The 21,397-nt window shown below is 72.1% G+C and carries 14 protein-coding genes and 1 tRNA gene; 6 read left to right on the plus strand and 9 right to left on the minus strand.

Annotated features, from left to right (window positions below):
* The first annotated feature begins 267 nt into the window (after positions 1-267).
* Positions 268-4,938 (plus strand): hybrid sensor histidine kinase/response regulator, encoded by a 4,671-nt coding sequence (locus tag V5O46_RS19565; protein ID WP_332885914.1) that lies wholly within the window; start codon positions 268-270, stop codon positions 4,936-4,938.
* Positions 4,939-5,064: 126 nt separating this feature from the next.
* On the opposite strand, the gene V5O46_RS19570 is transcribed toward V5O46_RS19565, so the two are convergent.
* The 5 genes from V5O46_RS19570 to V5O46_RS19595 all read right to left on the minus strand — a co-directional run bounded on the left by V5O46_RS19570 (position 5,065) and on the right by V5O46_RS19595 (position 10,955).
* The gene (locus tag V5O46_RS19570; RefSeq protein ID WP_332885915.1) at positions 5,065-6,747 is read right to left on the minus strand and encodes a long-chain fatty acid--CoA ligase; all 1,683 of its coding nucleotides are present in this window, start codon (positions 6,745-6,747) and stop codon (positions 5,065-5,067) included.
* A 140-nt stretch (positions 6,748-6,887) separates the two neighbouring features.
* Positions 6,888-7,445: a SigE family RNA polymerase sigma factor gene (locus tag V5O46_RS19575; RefSeq protein WP_332885916.1), complete on the minus strand. Its 558-nt coding sequence runs from the start codon at positions 7,443-7,445 to the stop codon at positions 6,888-6,890.
* A 218-nt stretch (positions 7,446-7,663) separates the two neighbouring features.
* The gene (locus V5O46_RS19580) at positions 7,664-8,809 is read right to left on the minus strand and encodes a lipid-transfer protein (RefSeq protein ID WP_332885917.1); all 1,146 of its coding nucleotides are present in this window, start codon (positions 8,807-8,809) and stop codon (positions 7,664-7,666) included.
* Positions 8,806-10,431, minus strand: coding sequence for an OB-fold domain-containing protein (locus tag V5O46_RS31970; protein WP_408649019.1), 1,626 nt, complete (start codon positions 10,429-10,431; stop codon positions 8,806-8,808). Before V5O46_RS31970 ends, V5O46_RS19580 begins: the two co-directional genes overlap by 4 nt.
* Before the next feature lie 197 nt (positions 10,432-10,628).
* Complete coding sequence (locus V5O46_RS19595; RefSeq protein ID WP_332885918.1) at positions 10,629-10,955, minus strand: hypothetical protein; 327 nt, start codon at positions 10,953-10,955, stop codon at positions 10,629-10,631.
* Positions 10,956-11,308: 353 nt separating this feature from the next.
* On the opposite strand from V5O46_RS19595, the gene V5O46_RS19600 reads away from it, so the two are divergent.
* Positions 11,309-12,196: a bifunctional DNA primase/polymerase gene (locus V5O46_RS19600; RefSeq protein ID WP_332885919.1), complete on the plus strand. Its 888-nt coding sequence runs from the start codon at positions 11,309-11,311 to the stop codon at positions 12,194-12,196.
* Between the two features lie 230 nt (positions 12,197-12,426).
* On the opposite strand, the gene V5O46_RS19605 is transcribed toward V5O46_RS19600, so the two are convergent.
* The 3 genes from V5O46_RS19605 to V5O46_RS19615 form a co-directional block, all read right to left on the minus strand.
* Positions 12,427-13,116: a DUF4232 domain-containing protein gene (locus V5O46_RS19605; RefSeq protein ID WP_332885920.1), complete on the minus strand. Its 690-nt coding sequence runs from the start codon at positions 13,114-13,116 to the stop codon at positions 12,427-12,429.
* 520 nt (positions 13,117-13,636) lie between these two features.
* Entirely contained in the window at positions 13,637-14,305 is a 669-nt protein-coding gene (locus V5O46_RS19610) for a hypothetical protein (RefSeq protein WP_332885921.1), read from the minus strand.
* Between the two features lie 1,299 nt (positions 14,306-15,604).
* Positions 15,605-15,689 (minus strand) — tRNA-Ser (locus tag V5O46_RS19615).
* Positions 15,690-15,883: 194 nt separating this feature from the next.
* Between V5O46_RS19615 and V5O46_RS19620 the strand changes: the two genes are divergently transcribed.
* Positions 15,884-16,249: a hypothetical protein gene (locus V5O46_RS19620; protein WP_332885922.1), complete on the plus strand. Its 366-nt coding sequence runs from the start codon at positions 15,884-15,886 to the stop codon at positions 16,247-16,249.
* 117 nt (positions 16,250-16,366) lie between these two features.
* On the opposite strand, the gene V5O46_RS19625 is transcribed toward V5O46_RS19620, so the two are convergent.
* Complete coding sequence (locus tag V5O46_RS19625) at positions 16,367-17,959, minus strand: S1C family serine protease (RefSeq protein WP_332885923.1); 1,593 nt, start codon at positions 17,957-17,959, stop codon at positions 16,367-16,369.
* Between the two features lie 408 nt (positions 17,960-18,367).
* On the opposite strand from V5O46_RS19625, the gene V5O46_RS19630 reads away from it, so the two are divergent.
* The 3 genes from V5O46_RS19630 (at position 18,368) to V5O46_RS19640 (ending at position 21,208) form a co-directional block, all read left to right on the plus strand.
* A complete protein-coding gene (locus V5O46_RS19630) occupies positions 18,368-19,195 on the plus strand; it encodes a glycerophosphodiester phosphodiesterase (protein ID WP_332885924.1) in 828 nt (275 codons plus the stop codon).
* A 197-nt stretch (positions 19,196-19,392) separates the two neighbouring features.
* A complete protein-coding gene (locus tag V5O46_RS19635) occupies positions 19,393-20,031 on the plus strand; it encodes an ATP-binding protein (protein ID WP_332885925.1) in 639 nt (212 codons plus the stop codon).
* A 214-nt stretch (positions 20,032-20,245) separates the two neighbouring features.
* Positions 20,246-21,208, plus strand: coding sequence for a DUF5926 family protein (locus V5O46_RS19640; protein WP_332885926.1), 963 nt, complete (start codon positions 20,246-20,248; stop codon positions 21,206-21,208).
* Positions 21,209-21,397 lie beyond the last annotated feature (189 nt).

The raw sequence follows: 21,397 nt of genomic DNA on the forward strand, positions 1-21,397 counted from the left end.
CGGGGCCACACGGCCGCATCCGGACGCCCTTGACAGGTGAGCCGCACCGGGCTGCGGGTCCGGGGAGCGCGCGGACGGGGGCCGTAGGCGGGTAAACCCAGCGGAACCGGTCACGCGTTCTACGCCACTTCCTCGTGCGACCTCCCTCCCATCCGGCGCCCCGTGCTGCGCCCCAGCCCTTAGACTCCCTCGCGTGACACCCCGCGGGCCGGTTGGCAAGATGGCCCAGGCGGTCGGCAAGTGCGGTAACAGGGAGGAAGGCGTTCCGTGAGCAGCAGGCCATCCCGAGGCGCTGCTCGCCTCGCAGCCATACTGGACGCCCTGCCCGACGCGTTGTTCCTGGTCAACGCCAACGGCACCGTCGTCAACGCGAACACGATCGCCCTGGAGGCCTTCGAGGCCCCCGGCACCGCGCTCGTGGGGCGCGGCCTGCTGGATCTGCTGCCGGAGTTCGACTCCAAACTGATCCCCGGCTCCATGCGGCGCCCGGACCACATCGACCCGCGGGCCCGCACCAAGCCGACGCGGATGGTCGCGCGGCGCACGGACGGCTCGGAGTTCCCCGTCGAGGTCACCAGCGCCAATCTGGAGACCGGCCAGCAGGCCTACGACAACTACGGATACGCCGGCGACGAGCTGCTGATGCTGGTGGTCCGCGATCTGTCCGGCACCGTCGACACCGAGGCCGAGCTGGCCCGTTCCCAGCGCCAGACCGAGATGATCCTGCGGGCCGCCGCCGAGGGCGTCGTCGGCACGGACACCGACGGACGGATCGTCCTCGTCAACCCGGCCGCCGCGCAGATACTGGGGTACCGGGCCGGCGAGCTGGGCGGGCGCGAGCTGCACACCCTCGTCCTGCACTCCCGCGCCGACGGCGCCCCCTTCCCGTACGACGAGTCGCCGCTCGCCGACACCCTGCGCTCCGGGCGGAAGCACCGGGTGCGCGGGCAGGTGCTGTACGCCAAGAACGGCGACCCGGTGCCGGTGGACCTGACCACCGCTCCCGTCCGCGACGGCGACCAGCTCGTCGGCGCCGTGATGACCTTCACCGACCGGCGGCCCTACGACACGGTCGTCCAGGAGAAGGAGGACGCGGCCCGGCAGCACACCGAGGAGCTGGAGCGGCTCGCCGAGGAGCACGCCTCCGAGCTCACCGCGGTGCGCCGGCGGCACGCGACCGAGCTGGACGAGCTCCGCGAGAAGCACGCCGAGGAGCTGGCGGCGAACGAGGAGCGGTACGCCGCCCTCGGCGAACGCGAGAAGGACCGTTTCGAGGCACTCTCCGCCCGGCACGAGCAGCTGCTCACCCTGCTGCAGAACTCCCTGCGCGGACCGCTGGAAGAGCTGCGCGGCGAGCTGTCCGCGCTGGCCGCCGACGACGCCGGACAGCTGTGGCCCGAGGCCAACCAGGTGCTGCACCATCTGTCGGCGGGGTACTCGCGGATCACCACGCTCATCGACAACGTCCTCGGGTACCAGCGGCTGGACGCCGACGGCAGCGGGATCGCGCGTACGAAGGTGATGCTGGACGTCGTCGTCGCGGCCGGTGTCGACGGTGCTGTGGAGCTGGTCGGCCCGGGGCGGGTGCAGTTCGCCGTGCACGCGCCGCCGATCGAGGCCGCGGTCGACCAGCGGCTGCTCGCGACCGCGCTCGCCCATCTCGTCGCGGACGTCGCCGGCGTCGACGCGACGGGCAACGCGCCCGTGTCGGCGGGCGGTTACATGGACAACACCGTCGTGGTGGCGGCGGCGCAGCGCGGCGAGGTCGTCCGGATCGAGGTGCGCGGGCCGTACGCCGGGGGGGACCCGGTGCACCAGCCGATCGTCCGCGGGATCGTCCGGGCGCACGGAGGTGTGCTGCAGACGCACGAAGTGCCGGGCATGAGCGGCAGCGCGTACGTCCTCGAGGTGCCGCTGGGGGGTGGGGCGGGCGCCCTTTCCGCCGGGGTCCCGGGTGCGGGTGCGGACGCGGCCCCGGAGACGACTGCCGGAGGCGGTCGGGACGGTCAGGTCGGTCGGGACGGCCAGGAGGGCCAGGACGGCCAGGACGGTCAGAAGGGCCACGAGGGCCGGGCGGGCCAGGACGTGCAGGCGCAGGCCGGGAGCGAGATCGAGGCGGCCGCCCCGGCCGCCGAGCAGGGTGCGGGCGGTGGCGGTCGGCGGCGGGCCCGCCGGTCGTCGGTGGACGCGTTCCTGGAGAGCGAGGTCGCGGGTGCCACGGCCGGCTCGGGCTCCGGCGGGGCCGAGGCGCCGACGCCCGCCCCCGCCCCGCCGACCGGGCGGCGCAGGCGCCGTGCCGCGGCTCCGGAGCCGGACCCGCAGTCGGCACCGCAGACCGCGCAGGTGCCGGCCCAGGCATCGGGCGGCTCCGGCGGTACGGGGCGGCGGCGCGGCCGGCCCGCGGAGGACCCGGGCGCCGGGGTCGCCGGGGGAGCGGCCGGGGTCGCCGAGGGCGCAGGGGTCGAGGGTGCCGTCGTCACCGCCGCCGAGCATGCGGCGGGGGCCGCGGCCTCGGGCAACGGCCTGGGCGGCACCGTACCGCCGCAGGGTGTCCCGGCCGCCGCCCAAGGGGTACCGGCCTCGCCCCAGGGTTTGCCCGTGTCCCCGCAGGGTGTGCCCGCGGGCGGCGGGCGGCGGGCCCGGCGTCCCGTCGGGGAGCAGCACGCGCTGCCGCCGGCACTGCCGGCGCAGTCCGCCGGTGAGGCGGCGGGGGACGCGGCGCCGCAGCCCACCGGGCGCCGGCGCCGTGCGCTGGCCCCCACGCCCGAGCGGGCCGGTGCACCGGAGCCGGGACCCCGTCAGGTCTTCGCCCTGCCGCCCGCCGAGGCGGACCGGGTGCCCGGCGCGGCGCCGGGACAGCCGGTTCCGGAGCTGCCGCAGCCGCAGGTCCCCGGGCCCGCCGCGGCCGGGGACGCGCTGATCGACGACCGCGGGCGGCACGACGCCGTACCGCACGACCAGTCCGGCGACCACACCCCGCCACAGCCGCACCCCACTAGCGCGCCGACGGGCCGCCGTCGCCGTGCCGCCGCGGCCCATCCGGCCGAGGCCGCGGTCCAGCCTCCGGCGTCGCATCAGCCGGGCTCCCCGGAGGCAGCTCCCGCGGCGCCCCTTCCGGCGGGCGGTCAGGGGGTTCCCGCCCGGGGCGTCCCGGCCGATCCCACCGTGCCGGGGTCTCCGGTCCCGGTGGGCGCGGTGCCGCCGCAGGCGCCCGCCACCGGCGATGCCGCTCCCGCGGCCCGTGTCGCGCCCGGCGTGTCCGCCGAGGCCGCGCAGACCGCGCAGACCGCGGGCGCCGCCGGGCAGCCACTGCCGCCACCCCAGGCCCCCGCCCAGGACCAGGGCCCGCCCCCTGCCCAGGAGGGGCGGGCACAGCCGCATGCCTCCGGTCAGCCGGCGCCCGTCGCCCAGCCCGCCCCCGCGCCGCGGGCCTGGCCCACGGCCGCGGGCGGCGATACCCCGGACACGGGTACGCCCGTCCCCGCCGACGGTGCGGTGACCGGCGGAGCAGCCCCCGCCCCGGCCGCCGCCACCCCCGTACCGCCCAACGCCGCGCCCGCTCCCGTGCCCTCCGCTCCCGTGCCCTCCGCCCCGGAGACCCCGGGCCGTGGCACCCCGCTGCCGCCGGAGAACACGCCCCGGGCCGCGCAGCCGCTGCCCGCGGAGGCCGGAGGCGAGGCGCTGGTCGACCCGGACTCCACGCAGGGACGGGCGATCAGCGTGCGGACGCTGGGCCAGGGGGTTCCGTTCAACCGGCAGGCGGCGCAGGTGCAGCAGCCGACGGCGACGCCTGCCCCGCAGCAGCCCGGCGGCTCCGGTCGCCGACGCAAGCTGGGCACCCCGCCCGACCCGGCTGCCGCGCGCACGGAGCCGGCGGCCAGTCCGCATCCGCAGGCCGAGCAGGCGTCGGCACAGCAACAGGCAGGGGTCTCCCCGGCTCCCCCGCCCGCCCGGCCGAGGCCCCAGCCCGCGCCCCAGCCGCAACCGGCCCGGCAGCCCCAGTCGCCGCCGCAGTCGCTGCCGCAGCCACAGTCGCCTGCCCCGCCCGGCCAGTCCCGGCTGACGCCGGTGACGCAGGGTGCCGGGCGGTCGTACGCGATAGGCGCGCCGGACGAGAACGCCGCCGAGGGGCCCGAGCCGCTGGACGGTCCGGGTGGCGCCGTAGAGGTGGCGGACACGCCCCGGTCGCAGCCGATGGACGACGAGCTGCCGCCGGAGCCGCTGGACAACCCGCGCCGGCTGCTGGTCTGGCCCGCGCCCGACGTGTCCACGCAGCAGGCGCTGAGCGACCGCGGCTACCGGCCGGTGATCGTGAACTCCCGCGAGGAGGTCGATGCGCAGATCGCCGCGTTCCCGGCCGCCCTGTTCGTGGACCCGCTGACCGGACCCATCACCCGTACGGCGCTGCAGTCGCTGCGTCAGGCGGCGGTGGCGGCCGAGGTACCGGTGATGGTCACCGCCGGGCTGGGGCAGGCCTCGCGCGATGCGGCGTACGGCGCCGATCCCGCCGTACTGCTGAAGGCGCTGGCGCCGCGGGACAGTGAGCAGCATCCGCCGCGGGTGCTGCTGATCGAGGAGCACGCGGAGATCGCGCTGGCGCTGACCGGGACGCTGGAGCGGCGCGGGATGCAGGTCGCGCGGGCGGCGAGCGACACCGACGCGGTGACGCTGGCCGGGCAGTTCCGGCCGAACCTGGTCGTGATGGATCTGATGCAGGTGCACCGCCGCCGGGCCGGGTTCACCGGGATCATCGACTGGCTGCGCGCCAACGGGCAGCTCAACCGCACCCCGCTGGTGGTGTACACCGCGGCCGTCGACCAGGCCGATCTGCCCCGGCTGGCCTCCGGGGAGACGGTGCTGTTCCTGGCGGAGCGGTCCACGAGCGGAGAGGTGCAGGCCCGGATCGTGGAGCTGCTGTCCCGGATCGGGACCAACTGAGGCCGACCGACGGCATACGCCGACGGGTGGGGCGCCCGGTGTGATCCGGGCGCCCCACCCGTCGTGAGACCGCTTCGTGAGACCGCTTCGTGAGACCGCTTCGTACGGAGCTCGGTCAGAGCTCGGTCAGAGCTGTGTCACGTCGAGCTGACCGTCCGCGTACTGCCTGCGCAGCACCTTCTTGTCGAACTTGCCGACGCTGGTCTTCGGCACCGCCTCGATGATCGTCCAGCGTTCCGGGAGCTGCCACTTGGCGATCTTGCCCTCCTCGGCGAGGAATGCGCGCAGCGACTCGAAGTCGGCGGCGGCGCCCTCGCGCAGGACCACCGTGGCCAGCGGGCGCTCGCCCCACTTCTCGTCGGGGACGGCGACGACGGCGGCCTCGGTGACCTCCGGGTGGGACATCAGCGCGTTCTCCAGCTCGACGGAGGAGATCCACTCGCCGCCGGACTTGATGACGTCCTTGGCCCGGTCGGTGAGGGTGAGGAAGCCGTCGGGGGAGATGGTGCCGACGTCGCCGGTCTTCAGCCAGCCGTCCTCGCTGAACTTGTCGGCGGGGCGCAGCGGCTCGGCGTCGGGGCCGTTGTAGTAGGCGCCGGCGATCCAAGTGCCGCGCACCTCCAGCTCGCCGGCCGACTCGCCGTCCCAGGGCAGCCGCTCGCCGCCGGGGCCGGTGAGGCGGGCCTCGACACCGGCCGGGAAGCGGCCCTGGGTGAGGCGGTAGGCGAACTCCTCGTCGGTGCCGACCGCGTGGGCCGGCGGGCGGGCGACCGTGCCGAGCGGCGAGGTCTCCGTCATGCCCCAGGCGTGGCAGACCCGCATGCCGAGCTTGTCGAACGCCTCCATCAGCGACGGCGGGCAGGCGGAGCCGCCGATGGTGACCTGGGTGAGGGAAGCGACGTCGCGGGGCTTGGCGGTCAGCTCTGCCAGCAGGCCCTGCCAGATGGTGGGCACGGCGGCGGCGTGCGTCGGCTTCTCGCTCTCGATCATCTCGGCGATCGGGGCGGGTTGCAGGAAGCGGTCCGGCATCAGCATGTTGACGCCGGTCATGAAGGTGGCGTGCGGCAGGCCCCAGGCGTTGACGTGGAACTGGGGGACGACCACGAGGGAGGTGTCCTCGTCGGTCAGGCCCATCGACTCGGTCATGTTGACCTGCATGGAGTGCAGGTAGATGGAGCGGTGGCTGTAGACGACGCCCTTGGGGTCGCCGGTGGTGCCGGAGGTGTAGCACATGGCGGCGGCCTGCCGCTCGTCCAGCTCCGGCCACTCGTACGTGGTCGGCTTCCCGGCGATCAGGTCCTCGTATTCGTGCACCTGGACGGCGGGGCCCGCCTCGGCGAGCAGGGAGCGGTCACCGGGGCCGGTGACGACGACGTGCTCGACCGGCTTCAGGTGCGGCAGCAGCGGGGCGAGCAGGGGCAGCAGGGAGCCGTTGACGATCACGACGCGGTCGGCGGCGTGGTTGACGATCCACGCCAGCTGCTCGGGCGGGAGCCGGAGGTTGAGGGTGTGCAGGATCGCGCCCATGGAGGGGATCGCGAAGTAGGCCTCGACGTGTTCGGCGTTGTTCCAGGCGAGGGTGGCGACCCGGTCGTCGTCGGTGACGCCGAGGTCCTCGCGCAGTGCGTGCGCCAGCTGGGCGGCGCGGGCGCCGATCTCGGCGAAGCTGCGGCGATGCGGCTCGGCCTCGCCGGTCCAGGTGGTGACCTGGGAGGTGCCGTGGATCGTCGATCCGTGGGTCAGGATCCTGGAGATCAGCAGCGGTACGTCCTGCATCGTGCTCAGCACGGTGTCCTCCCGGGGCGACATTGCCTGCGCGTGAACCTACGCAGCGGTAAGGGTTCTGCAGATTCTGCGCACATACCACTTGGTATGTCACTAGGGCGGGGATGATCGATCACCGCACGATGCCGGTCAGAACCCTCCCTGTCACTCCACAGATCGGCACACTATCGAACAAACCCCAGCTCAGCGTCGTCCCGCAGCTTGCCCAGAGCCCGGGACACCGCCGATTTCACGGTGCCGACGGAGACGCCGAGCACCTCGGCCGTCTGTGCCTCGCTGAGATCCTCGTAGTACCGCAGGACGACCATCGCGCGCTGCCGGGCCGGGAGTCTCATGATCGCCCGCCACATCGCGTCCCGCAGCGCCTGCCGCTCCGCCGGATCGTCACCGCCCGGCACCGGCTCCGGCTCGGGCAGCTCGTCGCAGGAGAACTCGTCGACCCTGCGCTTGCGCCACTGCGACGTCCGGGTGTTCAGCAGCGCCCGGCGGACATAGCCGTCGAGCGCCCGGTGGTCCTCGATGCGCTCCCAGGCGACGTAGGTCTTGGCGAGCGCGGTCTGCAGCAGGTCCTCCGCGTCGCTCGGGTTCGCGGTCAGCGACCGGGCGGTACGCAGCAGCACCGGCTGGCGGGCCTGCACGTACGAGGAGAAGGACGGATACGGGAAGGTCTGCGTCGCCGGTGCGGCGGCGTCCGAAGCGCTGGTGCAGACGGGTGTGGTCATGGCTCAACGCTATGAGCGAGGGGACCGTGGACGGATCGCCCGCAGGTCCCGAAGCGGAGTCCCCCTCAGGTTGTAGGGGTGGGGATGACTGCACCTCCTGAAGGTGGACGGGAGGAGGAGGGTGCGTGGGGGTTCGTCCCTGAGGCCCGTGCCCCGAGGCAGCCCGCCCTCCGGCCCGGCGGCAGCCCGCCCCCCGGCCCGGCGGCAGCCCGCTGCGCTCAGCCGTCCCCGGTCAGTACCAGTCCCGACGTCGGTACGCCCGCCCCGGCCGTCACCAGGGCCCGCTCGGCGCCGGGCACCTGGTTCACCGCCGTGCCCCGCAGCTGCCGTACCGCCTCCGCGATGCCGTTCATCCCGTGCAGATACGCCTCGCCGAGCTGACCGCCGTGGGTGTTCAGCGGCAGCCGCGCCTCGGCCGCGAAGTCCGCCGCCTCCCCCGGTCCGCAGAACCCGTACCCCTCAAGTTGCATCAGCACGTACGGGGTGAAGTGGTCGTAGAGGATGCCCACATCGATGTCCCCCGGCCCCAGTCCCGACGCCCGCCACAGCCCGCGGGCCACCACCCGGGACTCCGGCAGCCCGGCCAGGTCACCGCGGTAGAAGCCGGTCATCTGCTCCTGCGCCCGTCCCGCGCCCTGCGCCGCCGCCGCGACCAGCACCGGCGGGCGGGGCAGATCGCGGGCCCGCTCCAGGGAGGTGACGACCAGGGCCTGCCCGCCGTCCGTCTCCTGGCAGCAGTCCAGCAGCCGCAGCGGCTCGGCGATCCAGCGGGACGCGGCATGCTCGGCGAGGGTGAGGGGACGGCCGTGGAAGTACGCCGCCGGGTTCGTCGCCGCGTACCGGCGGGCGGTGACGGCCACCCGCCCGAACACCTCCGGCGTCAGCCCGTAGGTGTGCAGATACCGCTGCGCCGCCATGGCCGCCCAGGAAGCCGGGGTGAGCAGCCCGAAGGGCAGGGTCCAGCCGAGTGCCGTCCCCTCCGCCGACGGCTCCCGGCGCTGCACGCCCGCGCCGAAGCGCCGGCCCGACCGCTCGTTGAACGCGCGGTAGCAGACCACGACCCGGGCCGCGCCGGTCGCCACCGCCAGCGCCGCCTGCTGGACGGTCGCGCAGGCGGCGCCGCCGCCGTAGTGCACGCGGGAGAAGAAGGTCAGCTCGCCGATCCCGGCCGCCTGGGCCACGGTGATCTCCGGGCTGGTGTCCATCGTGAACGTGACCATGCCGTCCACGTCCTCCGGGCCCAGCCCGGCGTCGGCCAGGGCGGCATGCACCGCTTCCACGGCCAGCCGCAGCTCGCTGCGTCCGGAGCCCTTCGAGAACCCGGTGGCGCCGATGCCGACGATCGCGGCGGCCGGGCCGGTCATATCCGGGCCCCTTCCGGCATGGCCTCCGGGCCGTCGGGGCCGTGCGGACCGTCCGGGCCGTCAGGGCCGTGCGGACCGTCCGGGCCGTCAGGAACGTCCGAGTCGTCCGGGTCATCCGGAGCGTCAGGGGCGTACAGGCCGTCCGCCGGGGGCGCGGCCAGTGTCAGTGTCGCCGTTCCGGTGACGTGCGTGCCGAGGCTGTTGGTCCCGACCACGCGCACCGTAGCCGTGCCGTCGGCGACCTCCTCGACGGAGCCCGTCAGGAGCATCGTGTCGCCAGGGTGGTTGGGCGCGCCCAGGCGCACGGCCAGCCGGCGCAGTACCGCGTGCGGACCGAAGTGATCGGTGAGGTAGCGGCCGACCAGCCCGCCCGTCGTCAGGATGTTCATGAAGATGTCGGGCGCGCCCTTCTCCCGGGCCGCCTCGGCATCGTGGTGCACGTCCTGGTAGTCGCGGGAGGCGATCGCCCCGGCGACGATCAGCAGGCGGGTGACCGGTACCTCCAGCGGCGGCAGCACGTCACCGTCCGCACCGGCGTCCGCACCCCGGGCCTCGTCACCCGCGTCGCCGCCCGTCTCGTATCCGCCGTCCTCGTATCCGCCGTCCTCGTATCCGCCGTCCTCGTATCCGCCGTCCTCGTATCCGCCGTCCTCGTACCCGGCGTCGCCCCGGGGACGGAACACGGGCAGCACGAGCTCCTCGTCGTACCGCCGGAACTCGACCCGCACCGGCATCCCGATCCGCACCTTGTCGTACGGGACCCCCACCACGTTGCTGATCATCCGGACCCCCTCGGCGAGTTCGACCAGCCCGACCGCGTAGGGCGGGTCGAAGGCGGGGAACGGCGGGTGGTGCAGGACGGTGTAGGAGTGGACGGTGCCCTCGCCGCTCGCCTCGACCGGCTCCCACCTCGGGCAGCCGCACCGGTTGCACCCCGGCAGCCAGGGGAATCGCAGGGTTGCGCAGTCGGCACATCGCTGGACGAGCAGCCGATGCCGCTCGACTCCCTCCCAGAAGGCCGCGTTGTCGCGGTTGACGACGGGGCGGGGGCGGAGCGGGGCGGGAGTAGGGCGTCCGGCCGGCCGCCGGGCCGGGCGTGGGACCGGGCCCCCGGCCGGGCGTGGCGCCGGGGCGTACTTGAGGATGCGGAAGCGGTGTGTGCCGACGGGCTCGGCGCCGACGCGGATGTCAGTACGGGTGGTGACGAAGTGGCCCGCGCCCAGCTTGGTCGTCTTCCGGCCCGAGACCGACTCCACCACCGTGTCGAAGCGGACCTCGTCCCCGTGCCGCAGCGGGCGCAGGTACTCCTGCTCGCAGTCGGTGGCGACGACCGCGGTGCAGCCGGCCGAGTCCAGCAGGCCGAGCAGCGCGTCGAAGGCCGCCGAACGCCCCGGGTTCCCGGACAGACCGCCCATCGTCCACGCCTGGAGCATGGTGGGCGGGGCGATCGCGTCCGGGCCGGTGTAGGCGGGGTTGGTGTCGCCGAGCGCCTCGCACCAGTGCCGGATCATGGGGGCGTTGACGGGGTCCTTGCCGCTGCCGCCCACGACGGCCGGACGCCCCTCGTGGGCCTTCAGCCGCCGTTCCAGGTCGTCGTCGTCCGCGGTTTCGCCCACCGTCACCTCGCCTCCCACACAACTGACTGTCCGTCAGAAACCGGGAGACGTCAAGACGTTGCGACATCGACGGCGCAGCGCACGTCTGCGCGGCGGCACCGAACCGGTACCGCCGCGCAGACGTCGTACGACCCCATGAAGCACACCCACTCGGAGCGGAGGGACCGGCACCGGCTTCCCCGTGCCGCCACCGGTCCCTCAGCTCACCACCACAGGGGGGTGAAGCTGACCGCGACGTTGTCGTTGCCCTGGTTGACGGCCGTGAACGCGGAGCCGTCGACCTGCGCGGTGTTGCTCTGGTTCGAGGCGCCGGAACCGACCGCCTGCTGCTGGGTGGTGGACGAGTTGCCGTTGTTGTCCCCGCCGACACCGCTGCCGATGATGCCGGCGAAGGCCTCCGAGGCGGTCGCGTTCGATCCGTCGTCCGCGAAGGCACCGTTGTCCGCGGTGGCCACGCCGGTGAACAGGGCTGCGGCGAGCGGGAGTGCGGAGACGGCGGCGATGACGCGGGCGGTACGGATGCTTGCCATGTTGCTCCTCCAGAAACCAGAACGAGTACCTGAACCTGAACCTGAACCAGGACTGTGACCAAGGCAGTTGGCCATCCGCCTCGGCTGTCGTGCACGACGTCGCGTGATCAGAGTTGCCCACCGAATCCCCGGCGAACCACCCCGGAAGGCGTGATTCGCTCCCAAGCGTGATGACAAGTCGATAAACCCCTTTGCGCCCCTCGCGCACCGGCTCGGGACAGGCCGGGGCAGCCTCCCCTCAAGCACCACAAGTGGTGAAGCGTTCCGCCAGACCTCCCGGCGTTCACCCCCACCCCGGCGCGTCGCGCACGACCCCACTTTCTTTTCTCGAACATATGTACGAAACTAAACCCATGGCCACCACCGACCGGAACCCCGACCGGCAGGCCGCGACGCTGGCCCTCGCACACGCCCTGTCCGCCGCCGAACGCGGGCTGGCGGTCATCCCGCTGGGGCGGACCAAGCTCCCGGCCCTGCGGTCACCGCACCACGACGACCCCGACCACGCCACCCGCTGCCACGGCGAGTGCGGACGCTTCGGCCACGGTGTCCACGACGCCTCCGGCGACCCGGTCCGCATCCGGGAACTGTTCGCCGCGGCCCCCTGGGCCACCGGCTACGGCATCGCCTGCGGGCTGCCCCCGCACCATCTGATCGGCATCGACCTCGACACCAGGGCCGCCTCGGAACCGGACTCCTCGGTGGCACTGCGCGAGCTGGCGCTGCGCCACCTGTTCACGATCCCGCCCACGGTGGTCGTCCTGACCCCCAGCGGCGGCCGTCATCTGTGGCTGACCGGCCCGCCCGAGGTCGTGGTGCCCAACTCGGCGGGCCGGCTGGCCTCCGGCATCGACGTCCGCGGTGCCGGCGGCTACCTCGTCGGCCCCGGCTCCCGCACCCGGCGCGGGACCTACACCACCGCACCGGGAACCGCGCATCTCACCCCGGCCCGCTGCCCGCGCGCACTGCTGCGCCTGCTCCTGCCCCCGCCCCGTACGCACCACCCCACGCCCCCGCCGGCCGGTGAGCACGGCCAGGGCCTGGTGCAGTTCGTGCTCGCCGCCCACGAGGGCCAGCGCAACACCCGTCTGTTCTGGGCGGCCTGCCGCGCCTACGAGGACGGCATCGGCCCCGCCCTCATCGCCCCGCTGGTCGACGCGGCCCTCCGCACCGGCCTGTCCGAACGCGAGGCCAGGGCGACGATCGCATCGGCGGCCCGGATGACCGGCCGCCACGCCTGAGCCCAGGACGGCCGATGCCGCCCGACCCCGGCGGGGCGGCCCGACCCCGGCGGGGCGGCCCGACCCCGGCGGGGCGGCCCGACCCCGGCGGAGTGGGCAGCCCCAGGCGGAGTGGGCAGCCCCCGGCGCCCTCCTCCCCGCCCCTGCCCGCCCCGCGCCTCCAGCCGCACGGTCGGCCTGGCCGAGTCACGGCTCTCACGGCGCACAGCGGTGTGCCGGTCCCGGGCGGCCTACGGCTCCTTGGTCCAGGGCCGGACGGCCAACCGGCCCGTGGTGCCGAGGTCGAGCTCCGGCGCGACCATCACCGGGTCGGCGCCGTCCCTGGCCGCGACCCGGACGTACGGCACGTTCACCGCCGTGCCGCCCCCGGTGGTGTTGCGCCACGCCATGCCCGCCGACGCGGACTCACCGGGTTTCAGAGTCACCGCCCTGGCCGGGACGTCGTATCCGGGCAGCGTGGCGATGTCACCACTGCCGTGGACGATCTCGACGCCGTCGACGGGCCGGTGGTCCTCGTCGAGAAGTTCGAGCGCCGGATGCCCGTCGAGCCGGTACGGACGGCCGCCGCAGTTCTCCAGATGCAGCCCCACGACCCGCAGTCCCATCGCCGCGTCGCCCTGGTCGGCATAGAGCCGCACCCCCGACTCCGGGCAGGACCCGGCCGGCGCGGGCGCCTCGTCGGCGGGCACCCGCTTCACGTCGCTGATCCGGACGTACGTCGCGTCGGCGGCACCGTCCGGCACCATGATCCGGTCCCTGCCGTCTCCGCTCATCCCCGTCCGGGTGACCGTACGCCGCACGGTCCGCCCCGCCCCGACGTCCGCCACGGTCTCCTCGACGTGCGACATCACGTGCCCTTGCTCCGACAGGAAGGAGAAGCGAACGGTGTACGTCATCGCCTCGGCCCGGTCATTGGTCACGGTGTACGGCGTGGAGCACCGGGCCATGTCCTCGGTGCCGGGCAGGGGTTCAGCCCGGACTATCCCACCACCCTCCGGCGACCGCGCATCGGACGGACCGGCAGCAGGCCCTCCCTCGTCGGGATCGGCAGCCCCGCCCTCCGCGTCCTCGCCCGCCCATGCGGGATCACCTTCGACGATCCGCACCCCGTCCCGCTCCAGATCCCCGGCACCGGAACCGACCGCCGCGGCAACGGAGTCCGGGCCCGGCGCGTCGACGTCCCTCGGCTCACACCGCCCGGCCTCCCGGTCCTCACCGCCGCTCCCGGTGACCTGCGTGCCACAGGCACCGACCAGGAGACCCACGGACAGTACACCGACGACCGCACGAGCCAAGGCTGTTCGCATCCCGCCACCCCACCAGCCCACGCACCCCACCACCGATGACGGAAGCCACAATTCCGGTCACAGCCCTGTACCAAAGCCCCTGACAGCACGTCCGGTGCCGCGCCGTCCAGGGCCCGCCAGAACCTGCGCCGAGTCAATCCTCGTTGCGACCCATGTAGATCTTCATGAATTCCCGCCCCTTAGGGTGACTCCTGAGGGGATCCAAGGATGGGTCCACTTCTGTCCAGAGTCGATTTGGCTCCGAAAGCGGATTGCGGACGACTTTACCCAAGTGAATCAAGGCCTGCTCGACACAAGCTTCGACGTGCGCATCGCCTCTCTTGATCATATGTGAATAGAAACACGCAGCGTTATAGTGAGCCATCCACCCTGCCCCCGGCACCCACCTCTTCTCCGTCATGAATTTATTCATGCTTGCCAGGGGACATTCGGAGGAGTCGTCGACCGCCTCGAGATACTTCTTCATCACGCGAACGGCGCGAAGGAACAATTTTCTCTTGCTTCGCCCGAACCGGCATCCGGGCCGGCGGTGCCGCAACCAGGAAGCCCAGTACCTCCTCTCACCCAAGCTGACCCGACCGGGCCTGAAACCTCGAAGCCACCGAAGGCGAGACTTCCGCCACCCCAAAGATTTCTCGAGCTCCCTGATCTCCTTCTTCGCGGACATCTTCCAATCTTGACTCCTCTCCCGCCCTTTCTCCAGCATTCCGTAATTTATATATGCAGCGACGAGCCGGTATCGAGTCTCGATGCTTTCAGGCCAGACCTCAAGGCATTTCTTGTAAAGCTCAATGGCCTTCATATTCTCCTCTTCGGCGACAGCAGCCTCGAGAGCCTGTGCATGAAGGAGGCGAATGTTGAGGTTTCGGGGTTCAACCCGCTGAGCTCTACGAAATTTCCGGAATACTCGGAACGAAGCCCTTCCGCAGTCCCGACCGTCGCTGATGGAAGATTGCAGCGCCTCCCGATAGAATCGATAGCCTCGCTGGTCACCCGACCATTGCTCCCAGCGCAGAGAATGTCGAAAATTTGTGGGGCAGCGACGAATCTCTTGCAGGCAGTAGCATCCCGCCTGCGCTATGACGTCCTCCCAGCTTCTGGCCTCGAAGGTGCTTGACGCCTCGACGGTGTTGTGCGGTCTTTCGATGACCTGGACAGAAATAGCGAAGCCATTGGGTTCGCTTCGATCCCGTCGGGACCTACTGCGAATCATACGCAACCTTACTACGTGAGCCGGTTTGCTTTGATGGCTGAGGTGAATATAGCGAGCAAGCACTCCTTCGACCGTTTCCGGCGCCGCGTGCGTTGAAGTAGCAGGGCTGGAAACCTCACTCCCTCCAGGCGGCCGAGCAATGCGAAGTTCACTCAGGTCCTCCGCGATGTACTGGGTGAAATCGGTCTCCAGGCGCTTGTGCTCTTCCGGCAGAACCGGCGGAACACCATCATCAGCCGGGTCGTTCTCGTCACGGATCACTTCGATCTCTATCGGAAGATTCCCTCTTCGCCGCACCCATCGGTCGGCCAGTACCCGATAGCAGAAACACAGCAGTGCGACAAGTATCAGAGAACCAATTGCCACCGGAAATACGAGCGACGGCGACAAGGATTGCAGTACATCGGTGGAAGGGGAAGGGGAAGGTGTTGGCGTACTCGGGGAGGGTGTTGGAGTACTCATGGAACGTCCTGAGGCTCACCGAAGCAGAGGATTCTGGCCGCCACACTCCGCTGTGCGGACCAACCGCCCTGTGTCCACTCTGAGTCCGTGACAGCGATCAGGCAAACGGAGCAGAGAGGCTCGGCCGGTACGTGAGCCCGGAACCCGGCGGGTGGCTGACGCTCGGCGATCCGCTGCCCCATGAGCGCTCCTGCCGAGAGGCCCTGGGCTGGCTGCGGCAAGGGATGCGGCAACCGAGACGCAGGAGGGCGGGGAGAAGTAGGCCATGGAGACCAGGCACATGGCCCCAGAGATCGCCGCAGAACTCAGTATCGGTCCACTCGCCCTGACGGCAGACACCTCACAGGGAACGACGGGCAGCCGAGCGGCAGCGCCAACGACAACGGCCCCCGACCGTAGTGCCTGGTCAGGGGCCGTCAATCAGCGCGGTGGGTGTGGGATTTGAACCCACGGTGACTTGCGCCACGACGGTTTTCAAGACCGTTCCCTTAGGCCGCTCGGGCAACCCACCTCCTGCACCGTCCACCAGGGGCGGAGCGGGTACAGCGTACCGGCCTCACGCGTTTCGCGTCGGCCGTGGTCCACCGCAGGTCCGGATCAGGGGCATCCGGGCCACCCTGGGGGCAGAGCAGGCGCCCCCCGGCAAACTGACGCGGAGCCCTTAGGATCGCCCGGGCACGACGAGCAAACGGAGAGGGAGCAAGCATGGCCTACGTGTTCATTGCCGGCTGCTTCCTCCTGCTCGGCGTGGTCAGTTCACTGGCCGCCCGCATCGGGTACCGGGGCAGGGTCTGCGACAGGTCGGACGGGTACGAGGTTCCCGCGGAAGTGAGATCCGACCCCGTCCTGCGGAAGCGCGCCAACGGACTGGTGGCGTTCTGGTGCACGGGGGCCGCGGTGCTCAGCTTCGCTCCGCTGGTGCCGGTCGGGAGCGTCATCCTGAGTGAAGGCGGTAGGTCGGTCTCCACCTGGGGGCTTGTCGTGTTCGCTCTTTACGGCCTGGCCGTGGTGATCGTGGGGGCCTACCCCTTCGAGAAGATCAAGCAGCTCGGCAGATCCGCCGAGCGCTGAACGCTCTCGCCCGCAGACCCGACCCCGGGCAGCCGCTCCGCACGCGCGCGTGCGGGTCCCGCACCCGGGCCTGACGCAGGTCCGCGTGGTCAGCCGCTCCGCACGCGCGCGTGCGGGTCAGCTGTCGCCGACGCGGGAGCCGAGGGTGAGTTCGACGGTGTGCTGCTTGCCGTCGCGCTCGTAGGTGACCGTGACCTCGTCGCCGGGCTGGTGGGTCCAGATCTCGCCGATCAGGGTCGGGCCGCTGTCGATCACGCGGTCGTCGAGCTTGGTGATGACGTCGCCGGGCTCGAGGCCCGCGACGTCCGCGGGGCCGCCCTGCTCCACGGCCTCGCCGCCGCCGGCGCCGCGCTCGGTGATCTGGGCGCCGTCCGTGGTCTCCTCCAGGGAGACCGACGCGCCGATCTTCGCGTACACCGGCTTGCCGGTCTTGATCAGCTGCTGGGCGACGTACTTGGCCTGGTTGATCGGGATGGCGAAGCCCAGGCCGATCGACCCGGCCTGCCCCGTGCCGCCCAGGCCGTTGCTCGCGCTCTGGATCGCGGAGTTGATGCCGATCACATTGCCCTTGGCGTCCAGCAGCGGGCCGCCGGAGTTTCCCGGGTTGATCGACGCGTCGGTCTGCAGGGCGCTCATGTAGGACGCCTTGCTGCCGGCGCTGCCGTCGCTGGAGGCCACCGGGCGGTTCTTGGCGCTGATGATGCCCGTGGTGACCGTGTTGGACAGGCCGAAGGGGGCACCGATGGCGATCGTCGAGTCGCCGACGGCCACCTGGTCGGAGTTGCCCAGGGGGAGCGGGGACAGGTCCGACGGGGCGTTCTCGAGTCTGATGACCGCCACGTCGTAGCCCTGGGCGTGACCGACCACCTCGGCGTCGTACTTCTTGCCGTTGGGGAACGTCGCGGTGACCTTGCCGCCGTCCACCGCTCCGGCCACCACATGGTTGTTGGTGACGATGTGGCCCTGCTTGTCGAAGACGAACCCGGTCCCGGTGCCGCCCTCGCCGCTGGTGCTCTCCGCCTGGATGGTGACCGTGCTGGGCAGCGCCTTGGCGGCCACGGCCGCTACCGTGCCGTCGTCGCGCTTGAGCGAGCCGCCGGTGTCCTGCGCGGAGACCGTCGTCGAGCCGGACTGGTCGTTGTTCTTGGCCAGCGTGTAGCCGAGGCCGCCGCCCAGTCCGCCCGCGACCAGCGCGGCGATCAGGATCCCGGCGACCACACCGCCGCGCCCGCGGTCCGCCTTCGGTGCGGGGGGCTGGTACGAAGAGCCCCACCCGCCCGGACCGTAGCCACCGTCGCCGTAACCGGCACCGCCGTAGCCACCCGGGCCGTGGCCGCCGGGTCCGGCAGCAGCGCCGGAGGCGTGATCGCCGGTGCCATGGCCGCCGGGACCGGGACCGGGGCCGTATCCACCGGCGCCCGGGTCGGCGGGCCTGCCAGGACCGGCATGCGGGTGATCGGCGGGGCCGGGGCCGCCCGGGACCCGATCGTTCGGGCCGTAGGTGTTGCCTCCGTCGGCCGGGGTACCTCCGGGTGCCGGAGGGGCCGGCGGCGACGGCGGCGGCCAGGAGGGGTCCGGGGGTGAGCTCTGCGCTGCGGGGGCGTTCTGCGGAGGTCCCATCTGCTGCGGGGAGGCTGCGGGAGAATCCACCGGCACGGGGGGTGCGGACGGGGCCGGGGGTACCGCGGTGCCCTCGTTCTCGGTGCTCACAGCTCTCTCTCCTCGATCCACGGCTGGTGTTCGGTCACACAGTCACACGGTCTCGCACTCGCGGCACTCGCCGCACTCCGCTGTCTCCGCGCGCACGCGCGCGTGCGCTGGTTCCGGCGGTCCGGCGCGTTGCCGCTGTGCAGGTCTTTTGTATGCCGTCAGCCTTTCCCACGGGCCGTCAGAGCACCATAAGCGGTAGCTGTGGGTCCGTGGCGTTTCTCATAGGTCCCACGACCGCGGGCACGTCCCTGTGACCGTCCTGTGCGTGTCCCATGCACGTCCGTGTAGACGTCGTAGTACACGCCGTACACGCCGTACACGCCTTGTATAGGGCATCCAGGGACCGAAGGGTCACTATCTCGACCCTCCGGTCGCACGTCTACCCCCGGGCGGTGGCACCATGACGCGGTGACCCACGCACGGCAGCACCGGATTCAAGTAGTCGCCCACCGCGGAGCCTCCGAAGAGGCGCCCGAACACACCCTGGCCGCCTACCGGAAGGCGATCGAGGAGGGTGCGGACGCCCTTGAGTGCGATGTGCGTATGACCGCCGACGGCCATCTGGTCTGCGTCCACGACCGCAGGGTGAATCGTACGTCCAACGGGCGCGGGGCGGTCTCGGCACTGGAGCTCGCCGAACTGGCCGCCCTGGACTTCGGGTCCTGGAAGACCCGCGAGGCCTGGTCGGGCCGCGACGAGGAGCCCGACTGGGAGCACCGGCCCGAGGACCGGGAGGAGACCTCCGTCCTCACCCTGGAACGGCTGCTGGAGCTCGTGACCGGCGCCGGGCGCCGGGTGGAGCTGGCCATCGAGACCAAGCACCCGACGCGCTGGGCGGGGCAGGTGGAGGAGCGGCTGCTGGTACTGCTGAAGCGCTTCGGGCTCGATGCCCCGGCCCGGCCCGAGGATTCGCAGGTCCGGGTGATGAGTTTCTCGGCGCGCTCGCTGCACCGGGTCCGGGCCGCGGCGCCGACGCTGCCGACCGTCTATCTGATGCAGTTCGTCTCGCCACGGCTGCGTGACGGACGGCTGCCGGCGGGGATCGGGATCGCGGGTCCCTCGATCCGTATCGTGCGCAACCACCCGGCGTACGTCGAGCGCCTGAAGGAGTCCGGTCACCAGGTGCACGTGTGGACCGTGAACGAGCCCGAGGACGTGGATCTCTGCGTCGGTCTCGACGTGGACGCCATCATCACCAACCGCCCCCGCGCGGTACTGGACCGGCTGGGCCGCTGAACCGTACGGCGAGCAGTTCGACGGCTGGGCACGGCACCCCGGCCGACGCCTCCTCCGACGGCGGCCCAGGCCACACCTCTCGGGCGCATCGTCTCGAGCACATCGTCTCGGCCACAGCGCAGGAATCCAGCCGCAGCACATCGACGTCATTACAGGGAGTGCACCGGCGCGTTCGTTCCGTGGTCGTCGCGTGTCGAATGCGTCACCGTACGGCGATCGGCCGGTTTCCGCTTCAGGCCGATGGGGCATCCACACCGTGGCGTGGGGCAAAGGAGGTCTCGGGGGTGGCGTTGGTGGCGGCACAGGAGGTGCCCACGTCGTCGAGCATGGCCGTTTCCCATGGCCCTGCGGGCGTGGGGAAAGCAAGGCGTCGTATGCGTGAGCAGTTGCGCACGGGCGGCGTAGCGGATTCGGTCATCGACGACGCCGTACTGGTCCTTTCCGAACTCTTGAGCAATGCGTGCAAACACGGCCGGCCTCTGGGCGATGCCCTGGCCGGAGACGGTGACGTCCGTGCCGCGTGGTGGGTGGACGCCGGCGGCCGGCTCGTCGTCGAGGTGACGGACGGCGGAGGTCCGACCCGCCCGGCCCCGGCCACCCCGTCGGTCACCGCGCACGGCGGACGGGGGCTGAACATCATCACCGCGCTCGCCGACGACTGGGGCGTACGGGACGACGCGCGCGGCGAGGTGACGGTCTGGGTCGTCGTCCATGACGATGTGCACGACCCGGACGCCGGGCACCGCCGCGACGACTTCGTTTCGCGGGTGGCGGCCCCGGCGGTGTCCGAGATACCCGGCCTGGACTTCGCGGACGCCTTCGAAGAGTTCGGGTGAGGGCGGCAGACCGGTGACGGGCCGGTCCCTGCTGCGGGTGCGTTCGCGCACCCCGGCCCAGACCACCCTGATCCACACCACCCCGGCCCGCGCCACTCCGGCGCACACCCCGTCGTCCACAGGCTTCCGGGTTGTCCACAGGGTCCCGTCGGTCGGGCGGTGAACGGCTAGGCTCGCGCCGTACGAGAAGAGCCGTGACCGGGAGACAGCCACGATGGCCAAGAAGCGACCCCAGACGAAGGCCAAGCGCCCTCAGATCGACGGACCGATCCCGGTTGTCGGCGCCCGCGAGCCCTGCCCCTGCGGCAGCGGCCGGCGGTACAAGGCCTGCCACGGCAGGGCCGCCGCACAGGCCGTGACCGAGCTGGTGCACCGCCCGTTCGAGGCCCTGCCCGGTGAGTGCGACTGGGTGGCGCTGCGCGAGCTGGTGCCCGCGGCCACCGTGCAGCTGACCCTGAAGGGCGGCCTTCCCGAGGGCGTCCCGTCCGTCACCCTGGCCACCGTCCTGCCGATGGCCTGGCCGGCCCTGCGCCGCGACAACGGCTCGGTCCTCCTCGGCCTGCAGAACGACACCGCGTCCGGCGACATCAGCCGCGACCTCGCCGACACCCTCCAGCGCGCCCTGACCGCCGAGCCGGGCACCCCGGTGCAGGCCCGCCGCGCCCCCGCCGACGCCCCGCGGCTCCAGGAGCTGCTCGACCCGGAGGGCACATTCGAGCCGATCGTGCACGAGGGCTTCGAGTTCTGGGTCCCGGACGCGGAGAACGCCACTCCCGAGGTGTCCGCGTCCCTGGAGCGGGCCAACGCCGCCGCCATCCCGACCGTCCGGCTCCAGGGCGTGGACGCCGCCTACTGGTGCCGCACACCGGAGAAGAACCACCTGCGCTGGGTCATGCCGCACCCCGAGGAGCGGCTTCTGGACGCTCTCGCCCGGCTGCACGCGGCGGGCCGGTCGAGTCTCGGCGAGGGCACCCGGCTCGTCGGCTCCTTCCGGGCCCACGGGCTGACCGTCCCGGTCTGGGACCTGCCGAGCGAGGTCGGCGCCCAGGACGTGGAGAAGCCGGCGGCCGAGTTCGCCGAGCGGCTCGCCGAGGCCCTGGCCACGGATGCTCCACTCACGGCCGAGGAGCGCCGGGCCCGCGGCGGGCTCACCAACCGCCAGGTCACCCTCAACTGACGCAGGGCCGCACCGGCCGGGTCCGGGCTGACCGACCGATCAGCCCGAACCCGGCCCCCGTAAGGCGTGACTCCAGTCACAGCAACCACAACTCCCGGTCAAGACAAGCCAGTCGGTGACCGGAAAAGCTGAGATCGAATTTGCTAACCGCCGATCTCTTGTTACCGTTCCCGTAGCCCGGTTGCTGGT

Source organism: Streptomyces poriticola, from assembly GCF_036689765.1.
Lineage (GTDB): Bacteria > Actinomycetota > Actinomycetes > Streptomycetales > Streptomycetaceae > Streptomyces > Streptomyces poriticola.